This is a genomic window from Mycobacterium sp. MOTT36Y, from assembly GCF_000262165.1.
GTDB lineage: Bacteria > Actinomycetota > Actinomycetes > Mycobacteriales > Mycobacteriaceae > Mycobacterium > Mycobacterium intracellulare.
Genome location: NC_017904.1, coordinates 3,370,160 through 3,382,682, shown reverse-complemented (window position 1 = coordinate 3,382,682; position 12,523 = coordinate 3,370,160). Strand labels below are relative to the sequence as shown.

Annotated in this window: 11 protein-coding genes and 1 riboswitch; of the genes, 8 read left to right on the top strand and 3 right to left on the bottom strand. The window is 69.6% G+C overall.

The genetic code is table 11. The features are described from left to right. Positions 1-35 precede the first annotated feature (35 nt). The 5 genes from W7S_RS15210 (at position 36) to W7S_RS15190 (ending at position 7,560) form a co-directional block, all read left to right on the top strand. On the top strand, positions 36-611 hold the full coding sequence (locus tag W7S_RS15210; protein WP_014711947.1) for a carboxymuconolactone decarboxylase family protein: 576 nt from the start codon (positions 36-38) through the stop codon (positions 609-611). Positions 612-680: 69 nt separating this feature from the next. Beyond that, a complete protein-coding gene (locus W7S_RS15205) occupies positions 681-1,805 on the top strand; it encodes a nitronate monooxygenase family protein (protein WP_008257872.1) in 1,125 nt (374 codons plus the stop codon). Positions 1,806-1,887: 82 nt separating this feature from the next. Beyond that, positions 1,888-2,069: riboswitch (M-box (ykoK) riboswitch) on the top strand. Positions 2,070-2,356: 287 nt separating this feature from the next. Next, a complete protein-coding gene (locus W7S_RS15200; RefSeq protein ID WP_008257871.1) occupies positions 2,357-2,602 on the top strand; it encodes an Rv1535 family protein in 246 nt (81 codons plus the stop codon). A gap of 206 nt (positions 2,603-2,808) precedes the next feature. Further along, on the top strand, positions 2,809-5,958 hold the full coding sequence (ileS, locus tag W7S_RS15195; RefSeq protein ID WP_014711946.1) for an isoleucine--tRNA ligase: 3,150 nt from the start codon (positions 2,809-2,811) through the stop codon (positions 5,956-5,958). A 207-nt stretch (positions 5,959-6,165) separates the two neighbouring features. Then, positions 6,166-7,560 (top strand): DNA polymerase IV, encoded by a 1,395-nt coding sequence (locus W7S_RS15190; RefSeq protein ID WP_165606224.1) that lies wholly within the window; start codon positions 6,166-6,168, stop codon positions 7,558-7,560. On the opposite strand, the gene W7S_RS15185 is transcribed toward W7S_RS15190, so the two are convergent. Beyond that, positions 7,525-8,451 (bottom strand): asparaginase, encoded by a 927-nt coding sequence (locus tag W7S_RS15185; protein WP_008257868.1) that lies wholly within the window; start codon positions 8,449-8,451, stop codon positions 7,525-7,527. The two genes, W7S_RS15190 and W7S_RS15185, sit on opposite strands and share 36 nt — an antisense overlap. 70 nt (positions 8,452-8,521) lie before the next feature. Between W7S_RS15185 and lspA the strand changes: the two genes are divergently transcribed. Further along, positions 8,522-9,124: a signal peptidase II gene (gene lspA, locus W7S_RS15180; protein ID WP_072501351.1), complete on the top strand. Its 603-nt coding sequence runs from the start codon at positions 8,522-8,524 to the stop codon at positions 9,122-9,124. Then, positions 9,117-10,043, top strand: coding sequence for an RluA family pseudouridine synthase (locus W7S_RS15175; RefSeq protein ID WP_008257866.1), 927 nt, complete (start codon positions 9,117-9,119; stop codon positions 10,041-10,043). The genes lspA and W7S_RS15175 overlap by 8 nt, the downstream gene beginning before the upstream one ends. A gap of 7 nt (positions 10,044-10,050) precedes the next feature. Here the strand turns inward: W7S_RS15175 and W7S_RS15170 are convergent, their stop codons facing one another. Together W7S_RS15170 and W7S_RS15165 are read right to left on the bottom strand one after the other, a co-directional pair. After that, positions 10,051-10,809 carry a methyltransferase domain-containing protein gene (locus tag W7S_RS15170; RefSeq protein WP_014711943.1) on the bottom strand — a complete coding sequence of 253 codons (759 nt, stop codon included), beginning with the start codon at positions 10,807-10,809 and terminating at the stop codon, positions 10,051-10,053. 44 nt (positions 10,810-10,853) lie between these two features. Further along, positions 10,854-11,261 (bottom strand): group 1 truncated hemoglobin, encoded by a 408-nt coding sequence (locus W7S_RS15165; RefSeq protein ID WP_014711942.1) that lies wholly within the window; start codon positions 11,259-11,261, stop codon positions 10,854-10,856. Between the two features lie 220 nt (positions 11,262-11,481). On the opposite strand from W7S_RS15165, the gene W7S_RS15160 reads away from it, so the two are divergent. Next, entirely contained in the window at positions 11,482-12,522 is a 1,041-nt protein-coding gene (locus tag W7S_RS15160; protein WP_014385148.1) for an SDR family NAD(P)-dependent oxidoreductase, read from the top strand. The last annotated feature ends 1 nt before the right edge of the window (position 12,523 follow it).

Sequence of the window (12,523 nt, the reverse complement as noted above, 5' to 3'; positions counted from 1 at the left end):
CGACGGTCCCGCCGCCGGAGAGGAGTGCTCATCCGATGACAACAGCGCGCCTGCCCAAACTGCCACTGGACGAAGCCAAAGCCGCCGCCGACGAAGCGGCCGTCCCCAACTACATGGCCGAACTGAGCATCTTCCAAGTGCTGCTCAACCATCCGCCGCTGGCGCGCGCCATCAACGACCTGCTCGCCACCATGCTCTGGCACGGCGCCCTCGACGCGCGGTTGCGCGAGTTGGCGATCATGCGGATCGGCTGGCTGACCGCCTGCGACTACGAGTGGACGCAGCATTGGCGCGTCGCGTCCCGGCTCGGCGTCCCGGGTGACGACCTGCTCGGCGTGCGAGATTGGCGGAACTACGCCGGGTTTGGGCCCGCCGAGCGGGCCGTGCTGGCGGCGACCGACGACGTGGTGCGCGACGGCGCGGTCAGCGCCGCGAGCTGGGCGGCCTGCGAGCGCGAATTCGACGGCGACACAACGGTTCTCGTCGAGCTGGTTACGGTCATCGGCGCGTGGCGCATGGTCTCCTCCATCCTGCAGAGCCTCGAGGTGCCGCTGGAGGAGGGCGTATCGAGCTGGCCTCCGGACGGCCGGCCGCCCGGGCCCAAGGGTTGAGCCGGCGGCGCGAATTGCACAGGGCCGTAAGCGATTGACTTATCAAGCGGGAACTCTTAGCGTCGGGCAATGAGAACCAGGGTCGCCGAGATGCTCGGTGTCGAATTCCCGATCTGCGCCTTCAGCCATTGCCGCGACGTGGTGGCCGCGGTGACCAACGCGGGCGGATTCGGCATCCTGGGCGCCACCGCGCACAGCCCGGCGCGACTGCGCAGCGAGCTGACCTGGATCGAGCAGCAGACCGGCGGCAAGCCCTACGGGGTCGACCTGCTGCTGCCGCCCAAATACGTCGGCGCCGAGCAGGGCGGGATCGACACCAACCAGGCCCGTACCCTGCTGCCCGAGGAGCATCGCGCGTTCGTCGACGACCTGCTGGCCCGCTACGGCGTGACGGCGCCCGCCGGGGACGCCCGCCCGTCCGTGGGCGGTTTGAACATCTCGCCCAAGAGCTACCAGCCGCTGCTCGACGTGGCCTTCGACCACGACATCCGGCTGATCGCCAGCGCGCTCGGCCCACCCCCGGCGGACCTCGTCGAACGCGCCCACGACGCCGGCGTGCTGGTGGCCGCGCTGGCCGGCACCACCCGCCACGCCCAGCGGCACGCCGCCGCCGGCGTCGACCTGATCGTCGCGCAGGGCACCGAGGCGGGCGGCCACACCGGCGAGGTGGCGACGATGGTGCTGGTGCCGGAGGTCGTCGACGCCGTGGCCCCGGTGCCGGTGCTCGCCGCCGGGGGGATCGCCCGCGGCCGCCAGATCGCGGCGGCGCTGGCGCTGGGCGCCGAGGGCGTGTGGTGCGGGTCGGTGTGGCTGACCACCGAGGAAGCCGAGACGGTGCCCGTGGTCAAGGAGAAGTTCCTGGCCGCCACGTCCTCGGACACGGTGCGGTCGCGCTCGATGACCGGCAAGCCGGCGCGCATGCTGCGCACCGCCTGGACCGAGGAGTGGGACCGGCCGGAGAACCCCGACCCGCTGGGCATGCCGTTGCAGACCGCGCTGATCACCGAGCCGCAGCTGCGGATCAATTCCGCCGCCGCCCACGACGGCGCCAGGGCGCGTGAGCTGGCGACTTACTTCGTCGGGCAGGTGGTGGGCTCGCTCGATCGGGTCCGGCCGACGCGCTCGGTGGTGCTGGACATGGTCGAGGAATTCATCGACACGATCGGCCGGCTCGACGGCCTGGTCGAGAAGTGATCGCGGTCCGGTCGGTAACGAATCGCGGACACGCTGTCCAGGGATTTGACCGCGTCAGACCGCTCGTGCATTATCGGTCGGGTAAGCACCTCGTTAGGTGAGGCGTCTACACGAATACAGGCCACTGACCCCGAACGTCGAAAGACGCCCCGGGTCAGGACAGCTCCTCCCGGCTTAAGGGTTGAGCCCAGGTGGCTTCCGGTTTGGTTTTTCCAGGCCAGGACACGTCGTGTGGTGCCGAAGCTCTGACGAGAGGGGTGCGGATCTCCGGCGGTCGTCGGATTCTGCTCCTTTTGCTGCGCCTAGATCGCATGCGACCCCGCATGCGTCGCGACCGCGAGGAGGTGAGGGACACATGAGTTCTTGCGATAGTCCGGATCGAAGTCCGAACCCTGTTTCGTCCCGATCCGTTCTCCGGCGCGACCTCCTCGGCTGAGGCGTCGCACACGCTAAGTGCTTATCCGCCAAGCGTTCTGAGATCGGAACCCACCCGGGACGGGACACGTCAGTCCTTTTTGGTCCCCGTTGGAATTCTCCTTTAGGAGTCGATCATGACCGCAGCTCTCTACGACGACGTCGTCACCGTCGCGCCCGCCCGCACCCTGAGGGTGGTACGCGACGTCCCCGAAATCCACGTCCCCGAGCCCGTGGAAGAGCCGCGCCGCAGCGACTTCCCGCTCTTCGGCCCGGGCGGCGACCCGCTGATCCACGGGGCCTGCCGGTTGCTCAGCATTCCGCTGCGCCACGTGTACGCGGCGCTGTGGCGGGTGGGTGTGCTCGAGGTTCGGGGCCAGTAGAATCGTTTCATTGGCGTCGATCCGGCCATCACCGGGGAGCTTTCGGAAGAACAGCCGTTCCGGCTCAGTAGAACCGAACGGGTAGGCCCGTCACAGCCTTCAATGAGCGGTCGCGCGTGAGCGCGGCAAGCGGGGTGGTACCGCGGCGCTCGCGCAGCCGGCGCGTCGTCGTCCCCAGGCCTGGAGACTGGCACAGGAGACGACGTTTGACCGAGCACACATACCCGAAGCCGGCGGGCGGGGCGCCCGACTTCCCGGCCCTCGAGGTCGAGGTGCTGGACTACTGGGCCCGAGACGACACCTTCCGCGCCAGCATCGCCCGCCGCGACGGCTCGCCGGAGTACGTGTTCTACGACGGGCCGCCGTTCGCCAACGGCCTGCCGCACTACGGGCACCTGCTCACCGGCTACGTCAAGGACATCGTCCCGCGCTACCGCACCATGCGCGGCTACAAGGTCGAGCGCCGATTCGGCTGGGACACCCACGGGCTGCCGGCCGAACTCGAGGTCGAGCGCCAGTTGGGCATCACCGACAAGTCCCAGATCGACGACATGGGCATCGCCGCATTCAACGACGCCTGCCGCGCCTCGGTGCTGCGCTACACCGACGAGTGGCAGGCCTACGTCACCCGCCAGGCGCGCTGGGTCGATTTCGACAACGACTACAAGACGCTGGACCTGCCGTACATGGAGTCGGTGATCTGGGCGTTCAAACAGCTGTGGGACAAGGGCCTGGCGTATGAGGGCTACCGGGTGTTGCCCTATTGCTGGCGCGACGAAACCCCGTTGTCCAACCACGAATTGCGGATGGACGACGACGTCTACCAGAGCCGCCAGGACCCCGCTCTCACCGTCGGATTCCGGGTGGTGGGCGGTTCGCTTGATGGCGCGCATCTGCTGGTGTGGACGACGACGCCCTGGACGCTGCCGTCCAACCTCGCCGTCGCCGTCAACCCCGACGTGACCTACGTGCAGGTGCGGGTGGGCGAGCGTCGTTTCGTGCTGGCGGAGGCGCGGCTGGCCGCCTACGCCCGCGAGCTGGGCGACGAGCCCGAGGTGCTGGGCACCTTTCGGGGCGCGGACCTGATCGGCACCCGGTACCTGCCGCCGTTCCCGTATTTCGTGGACACCCCCAACGCATTTCGGGTCCTGCCGGGCGAGTTCGTCACCACCGAGGACGGCACCGGCATCGTGCACATGGCGCCGGCCTACGGCGAGGACGACATGGCGGTCGGCGAGGCGGCTGGCATCGCGCCCGTCACGCCGGTCGACTCCAAGGGCCGATTCGACGCCAGCGTCCCGGATTACCAGGGGCAGCACGTCTTTGACGCCAACCCGCACATCATCCGCGACCTGAAGAACGGCACCGGCCCCGCCGCGGCCAACGGGGCGGTGCTGGTGCGCCACGAAACCTACGAGCACCCCTACCCGCACTGCTGGCGGTGCCGCAATCCGCTGATCTACCGGGCGGTCTCGTCGTGGTTCGTCGCGGTCACCGAATTCCGGGACCGCATGGTGGAGCTCAACCAGCAGATCACCTGGTACCCCGAACACGTCAAGGACGGCCAGTTCGGCAAGTGGTTGCAGGGGGCCCGCGATTGGTCGATCTCGCGAAACCGCTACTGGGGCACCCCGATTCCGGTGTGGAAGTCCGACGATGCGGACTACCCGCGCATCGACGTGTACGGCAGCCTCGACGAGCTCGAGCGCGATTTCGGGGTGAGGCCGACCAACCTGCACCGTCCCTTCATCGACGAGCTGACCCGGCCCAATCCCGACGACCCGACCGGGCGTTCGGTGATGCGGCGCATCCCGGACGTGCTCGACGTGTGGTTCGACTCCGGCTCGATGCCCTATGCCCAGGTGCACTACCCGTTCGAGAATAAGGAATGGTTCGACGGTGTCGATTGCGCCGACCCTGGCAAGCAGGTCGTCGCACACTACCCGGGCGACTTCATCGTCGAGTACATCGGCCAGACCCGCGGCTGGTTCTACACGCTGCACGTGCTCGCCACCGCGCTGTTCGACCGGCCCTCCTTCAAAACCTGTGTGGCCCATGGCATCGTGCTGGGCTCCGACGGCCAGAAGATGAGCAAGTCGCTGCGCAACTATCCCGACGTGTCCGAGGTGTTCGACCGCGACGGCTCCGACGCCATGCGGTGGTTCCTGATGGCCTCGCCGATCCTGCGCGGCGGCAACCTCATCGTCACCGAGCAGGGCATCCGCGAGGGCGTGCGCCAGGTGCTGCTGCCGTTCTGGAACGCCTACAGCTTCCTGGCCCTCTACGCGCCGAAAGTCGGTACCTGGCGCACCGATTCGGCTCAGGTGCTGGATCGCTACATCCTGGCCAAGCTCGCCCAACTGCGCGACGACCTGACCCGCGAGATGGACAGCTGTGACATCTCGCGGGCCTGCGAGCAGCTGCGCCTGTTCACCGAGGCGTTGACGAACTGGTATGTGCGGCGGTCGCGTTCGCGGTTCTGGGCCGAGGACGTCGACGCCATCGACACCCTGCACACCGTGCTGGAGGTGACCGCACGGCTGGCCGCGCCGCTGCTTCCGTCGGTGACCGAGGTCGTCTGGCGCGGCCTGACTTCTCAGCGCTCGGTGCACCTGACCGATTGGCCGGCACCCGGTGACGTGCCCGCCGACCCCGACCTGGTCGCCGCGATGGATCAGGTTCGCGAGGTGTGCTCGGCCGCGTCCTCCTTGCGCAAGGCCAAGAAGCTGCGGGTGCGGTTGCCGTTGCCGAAACTCACTGTGGCCGTGGAGAACCCGCACCTCTTGGAGCCGTTCGTCGACCTGATCGCCGACGAGCTCAACGTCAAGAGCGTCGAGCTGACCGACGCGATCGACACCTACGGCTGCTTCGAGCTCACCGTCAACGCGCGGGTGGCCGGGCCGCGGCTGGGCAAGGACGTCCAGGCGGCGATCAAGGCGGTCAAGGCGGGGGAGGGCGTCGTCAACGACGACGGCACCCTGACCGCCGGGCCCGCGGTGCTGCAGCCCGGTGAGTACAGCTCGCGGCTGGTGGCCGCCGACCCGGAATTCACCGCGGCCCTGCCCGACGGCGCGGGCCTGGTGGTGCTGGACGGCACCGTCACACCAGAACTCGAAGCCGAGGGCTGGGCCAAGGACCGCATCCGCGAACTGCAGGAGCTGCGCAAGTCGAGCGGGCTGGACGTCTCCGATCGCATCAGCGTGGTGATGTCGGTGCCCGCCGAGCGCGCCGACTGGGCGCGGGCGCACCGCGACCTCATTGCCGGCGAAATCCTGGCCACCAGCTTCGAATTCGGCGACCCGGCCGACGGCGCGGACATCGGCGACGGCGTGCGGGTGAGCATCGCCAAGGCCTGAGCCGTCACATCCGCCACTTTCGTCTCTCCGCGAGGCGACACGTTTTGTGCCACCTCCGAGCGACAATCGCCACCGCAGCGTGTCGGCGTGACCAACTGTCGCTGTGAGGCGGGCACAACACCATATGGTCGGACGCGGCTTTCGGCGGCCAAGCGAGCCGGGCGCGCGTCCGGAGGGCCCTAGCATCAATCTGTGGAGTCGCGTTGGGTGCTGCACCTGGACATGGACGCGTTCTTCGCTTCCGTCGAGCAGCTCACCCGGCCGACCCTGCGCGGTCGGCCGGTGCTGGTCGGCGGTTTGGGTGGGCGCGGAGTGGTGGCCGGCGCCAGCTACGAGGCCCGGGTGTTCGGCGCCCGGTCGGCCATGCCCATGCATCAGGCCCGCCGGCTGGTCGGCGTGAGCGCGGTGGTGCTGCCGCCGCGCGGCGTGGTGTACGGGGTGGCCAGCCGGCGGGTCTTCGACACCATCCGCGCCGTCGTCCCCGTCGTCGAGCAGCTCTCCTTCGACGAGGGATTCGGCGAACCCGCGCAGCTGGCCGGCGCGTCCGCCGCCGACGTCGCAACCTTCTGCGAGGACCTGCGCCGACGGGTCCGCGACCAGACCGGGCTGATCGCCTCGGTCGGCGCGGGCTCGGGCAAACAGATCGCCAAGATCGCCTCCGGTCTGGCCAAGCCCGACGGGATCCGCGTCGTCCGCCGCGACGAAGAACGGTCGCTGCTCGGCGGGTTGCCGGTGCGCCGGCTGTGGGGAATCGGTCCGGTCGCCGAGGAGAAGCTGCATCGCCTCGGCATCGAGACCGTCGGCGAGCTGGCCGCGCTGAGCGACGCCGAGGCGGCCAACATCCTGGGCGCGACGATCGGGCCGGCGCTGCACCGGCTGGCCCGCGGCGTCGACGACCGCCCCGTCGCCGAGCGCGCCGAAGCCAAACAGATCAGCTCCGAGTCGACCTTCGCCGTCGACCTGACCAGCCTCGAGCAGCTGCGGGAAGCGATCGAACCGATCGCCGAGCATGCCCATCACCGGCTGCTGCGCGATGGCCGCGGCGCGCGCACGGTCACGGTCAAGCTGAAGAAGTCCGACATGAGCACGCTGACCCGGTCCGCGACGCTGCCCTACGCCACCACCGAGGTCGCCGCGCTGGTCGGCGTGGCCCGCCGGCTGTTGCTCGATCCGCGCGAGATCGGGCCCATTCGCCTTCTCGGCGTGGGGTTTTCGGGGTTGAGCGACGTGCGCCAGGAGTCGCTGTTCCCCGATTTGGAATTGCCGCAGCCGCAACCGGATTCGTCTTCGGTCGAAACCGCGACCGAGGTGATGTTCACCAAGGGGCCGGAAGAGGCTGGGTGGCGGGTGGGCGACGACGTCGTGCACCGCGAGCTCGGGCACGGCTGGGTGCAGGGCGCGGGACACGGCGTGGTGACCGCGCGGTTCGAAACCCGCACCTCCGGGCCGGGCCCGGCCCGGACGTTTCCCGCCGACAGCGGAGACCTCGCCCGCGCCAACCCGGTCGATTCGCTGGACTGGCCGGACTATGTGGGCGATCTGCAGGCCTCCGAAGTCAGAGCCGTGTCAGCCCCACCGGCCGATGACGTCGGCGACGGGTAACCCGGCGGCCAGCGCGGCGATCAGCAAAACGCGCGCCTGGGGCGGGCGCAGCCCGGGCACCATGATCGCCCCGGCCGCCGCCATGTCATGGCCGGGGCCGTAGCTCGCGCCGACCCGCCCGCCGGGGACCCGGGTGGACACCGCGACGACGACCCCGTCGCCGCAGTGCCGGCGCACCGCGTCGACCACCGCGGGTCCGGCGTTCCCCGAGCCCAGCGCCTCGAGCACCACGCCGCGCGCCCCGGCAGCCACGCAGGCGTCGAGCGCGACCGCGTCGCTGCCCAGGTAGGCCGCGACGATGTCGACCCGCGGCGCCGAGCCCGCCCGCAGCTCGCCCACGTACGGCCGCGTCTTCGACCCGGTCAACGCCACCTCGCCGGCGACGGTGCCCAGCAGCCGGCCGGTGAAGCCGCTCAGGTCCTCGGTGGCCACCTTGTACATGCCCAGCGGCTGCAGCACCCGGCCCGCGAAACATGTCACCACGCCCAGGCCGCGGGCGGCGGGGCTGGCCGCCACGGCCAGGGCGTCGCGCACGTTCGCCGGACCGTCCGCGTCGGGCGCGTCGGCGCTGCGCATGGCGCCGGTCAACACGACCGGCGCGTCGCCGCCGTAGCTCAGGTCGAGCCACAGGGCGCTTTCCTCCATGGTGTCGGTGCCATGCAGGACGACCACCCCGTCGGCGCCCGCGTCGAGCGCGGCCGTCACCGCGTCGCGGATCCGGTCCCAATCGGCCAGCGTCAGCTCCGAGCTGTCGACCGCCAGCAGGTCCACGACGTCGACGTCGAGGCCGGACGTCAGCTCCGCCGCGCCGTAGGCCGGCCGATGCACCCCGTCGGCGCCGGTGGCCGTCGATATCGTGCCCCCGGTGGCGATCACGGTGAGGCGGGCCATGTTCGAATCATTGCGCATCGCCGTCGCGGACGTCGCTCGCCCGCGCGGGGCGGTAGGGGATGATGGGAGAGTGCCTGAAGAACCAACGGGATCGACTGAGCCGGTGACCTCGGCCGACAAGCCCGAGGACGCCGCGGCGACCGACCCGCAGCGGCCCCCGCGCCGGCTGCGCCTGCTGCTGTCGGTGGCGGCCATCGTCCTGGCCCTCGACATCGTCACCAAGGTGCTCGCCGTCAAGCTGTTGCCGCCCGGCCAGCCGGTGCCGATCATCGGCGACACGGTCACCTGGACCCTGGTGCGCAATTCGGGTGCGGCGTTCTCGATGGCCACCGGCTACACGTGGATGCTGACCTTGATCGCGACGGGCGTGGTGGTCGGCATCTTCTGGATGGGCCGGCGGCTGGTGTCGCCCTGGTGGGCGGTGGGCCTCGGGTTGATCCTCGGCGGCGCCATGGGCAACCTGGTCGACCGCTTCTTCCGGGCCCCCGGACCGCTGCGCGGCCACGTCGTCGACTTCCTCTCGGTCGGTTGGTGGCCGGTGTTCAACGTCGCCGACCCCTCGGTGGTCGGTGGGGCCATCCTGCTGGTGGTGCTGTCGATCTTCGGCTTCGATTTCGACTCGGTCGGTCGGCGCCGCAAGGACGACGACGCCGGGGACAGCGCGGGTGAGTGACCGCTCGATGCCGGTACCCGAGGGACTGGCGGGCATGCGCGTCGACGCCGGGCTGGCCCGCCTGCTGGGGCTGTCGCGCAGCGCCGCGGCGGCGCTGGCCGAAGACGGCGGCGTCGAGCTGGACGGGGTGCAGGCAGGCAAGTCCGATCGTCTGACCGGCGGGGCGTGGCTGCAGGTGCGCCTGCCCGAGCCGCCGGCGCCGTTGCAGAACACGCCGGTCGACATCGAGGGCATGACGATCCTGTATTCCGACGACGACATCGTCGCGGTCGACAAACCGGCCGCGGTGGCCGCGCACGCGTCGGTGGGCTGGAGCGGGCCGACGGTGCTGGGCGGCCTGGCGGCCGCCGGTTACCGGATCACCACCTCCGGCGTGCCCGAGCGGCAGGGCATCGTGCATCGCCTCGACGTCGGCACCTCCGGGGTGATGGTGGTGGCGCTCTCCGAGCGCGCCTACACGTTGCTCAAGCGGGCGTTCAAGCAACGCACCGTCGACAAGCGCTATCACGCGCTGGTGCAGGGACACCCGGATCCGTCCAGCGGCACCATCGACGCGCCGATCGGGCGCCACCGCGGCGGCGAGTGGAAGTTCGCGATCACCAAGGACGGCCGGCACAGCCTCACCCACTACGACACCGTGGAGGCCTTCGTCGCCGCCAGCCTGCTCGACGTGCACCTGGAAACCGGGCGCACCCATCAGATCCGGGTGCATTTCTCCGCGTTGCACCACCCGTGCTGCGGAGACCTGGTCTACGGCGCCGACCCCAAGCTCGCGAAAAGGCTTGGGCTGGAACGTCAATGGCTGCACGCCCGCTCGCTGTCGTTCGCCCACCCGGCCGACGGCCGGCGGATGGAGATCGTCAGCCCCTATCCGCCCGACCTGCAGCACGCGCTGGACGTGCTGCGCGACGAGGGCTGAGGATCGTTCACGCGGGCTTACGGGCCTCGACGAGCAGCCGCACGGAGTCGGTGACGAACGGCCCCTCGGACTCGATGCGCTCGTGCAGTTCGGCCAGCCGGTCGCGGTAGCGCTGGACGGTGAAGTCGGGCACCGACCAGATCACCTTGCGCAGGAAGTAGACGATGGCGCCGACGTCGAAGAACTCCGCGCGCATCCGCTCCATGCGCAGATCGACGATCTGCAGCCCGGCCGCCTCGGCCTGCGCGCGCACGGCGTCGGGGTGAAACTCGGTCCCTTTCTCCGGTTGGGGCCCGATGAAGTACTCGACCAACTCGGCCATCGTGGCGGGGCCGATGTGCTGCGCGAAGTAGGTGCCGCCGGGGCGGAGCACCCGAAAGATCTCGGTCCACCAGACGGAGATCGGGTGGCGCGTGGTCACCAGGTCGAACGCGTCATCGGCGAACGGCAGCGGCGGCTCGTCCCGCGTCGCGACGACCACCGCGCCCAGCGGATGCAGGCGTTGCGTGGCCAGGACGGCGTTGGGAGGCCACGTCTCGATGACCGCCATGGTGGGCGGGAAGGGGGCCGCGCCGGCCAGCACCTCGCCGCCTCCGGTGTGAATGTCCAGCGCGGCCGACACCCTCGCCAACCGTTGCCGCAGCAGGCGCTGGTAGCCCCACGACGGGCGTTCCTCGGTCGCCCGGCCGTCCAGCCACGAGAAATCCCAGCCGTCGACCGGGGCGGCCTCCGCCTCCGCGATTAGGTCGTCAAATGTGCGCCGCATGTCAGCATGCTAGGCACCGTTCGAGACGGATAGCACGCGCGCGCTCAGACCGTCGCCTTGGCGTCGCCCGTCGCGATCTCGGGCGCCAACGGCGCGATCGCACCGAGGATCTCGGTCACCGTCTCGGGCGGCACCCCGGCGGCGGCCAGCGCATCGGCCAAATGCGCGGCCACCAAACCGAAGTGGTGCATGGTGATTCCGCGGCCCTGATGCACCTGCTTCATCGGTGCGCCGGTGTAAGGCTGCGGGCCGCCCAGCGCCGCGGCGAAGAACTCGACCTGTTTGCCCTTGAGGCGGTTCATGTTCGTCCCGGCGAAGAAGCCGGCCAGTTCGTCGTCCGCAAGCACTCGGACGTAGAAGTCGTCGACGGCGACCTCGATCGCCTCGTGCCCGCCGATCCGGTCGTAGATGGTGCCCGGTTCAGGCTTGCGGAAGCGCGCCAGAATTTTCATAAGGCCGATTGGAACATCCCGGCGTTGCCCGTCGGTTAGTGCGCGATCACGTCCGGATTGCGGTGTGTAACAAGCGGATTGCCTATCGGTGGCGATCGTGATGGGTGAACCGTGAGAGGGCGCGGCGGGTCACATGAGCGTAATCGGCATCGGGGCGGGGGCTGATGACCTAGGTTGGCGGTATGACCCGCGTCACATCACTGTCCAGGAGCGAACGCCGATGAACCTTGGCGACTTGACGAACTTGGTGGAGAACTCGCTCGGGAGCCTGGTGGAAAAGCCGCTGGCGACGGTGTCTCACCTCGTCAACACCCCGAACTCGGCAGGCCGGTATCGGCCGTTCTATCTGAGGAATCTGCTCGACGCGGTGCAGGGCCGCACGCTCGAGGAAGCGGTCCGCGACAAGACCATCCTGATCACCGGGGGATCGTCGGGCATCGGCGAGGCCGCCGCGAAGAAGATCGCCGAGGCCGGGGGAACCGTGGCGCTGGTCGCCCGCACCCGGGAAAACCTCGAGAAGGTCGCGGACGAAATCAGCGGTGCCGGCGGGGCCGCCCACGTCTACCCCTGCGACCTGTCCGACATGGACGCCATCGCGGCCATGGCCGATCAGGTGCTCGACGAGCTCGGCGGCGTCGACGTCTTGATCAACAACGCCGGGCGGTCGATTCGCCGATCGCTGGAGCTGTCCTACGACCGCATCCACGACTATCAGCGGACCATGCAGCTGAACTACCTGGGCGCGGTCCAGCTGATTCTCAAGTTCATCCCCGGGATGCGCGAGCGGGGGTATGGGCACATCGTCAACGTCTCCTCGGTGGGTGTGCAGACGCGGGCACCCCGCTTCGGGGCCTACATCGCCAGCAAGGCCGCGCTGGACAGCCTGTGCGACTCGCTGCAGGCCGAGACCGTCAACGACGGCGTCAAGTTCACCACCGTGCACATGGCTTTGGTGCGCACGCCGATGATCAGCCCGACCACGCTGTACGACAAGTTCCCGGCGCTGACGCCCGAGCAGGCGGCCGGGGTGATCGCGGACGCGATCGTGCACCGGCCGCGCCGGGCCAGCTCGCCGTTCGGGCAGTTCGCCGCCGTCGCCGATGCGGTCAACCCGGCGGTGATGGACCGGGTGCGCAACCGGGCGTTCACCATGTTCGGTGACTCCAGCGCCGCGAAGGGTGATCAATCGACAAGCGACACAACGGAATTCGATAGACGAAGCGAAACGTTTGTGCGGGCGACCCGCGGGATACATTGGTGAG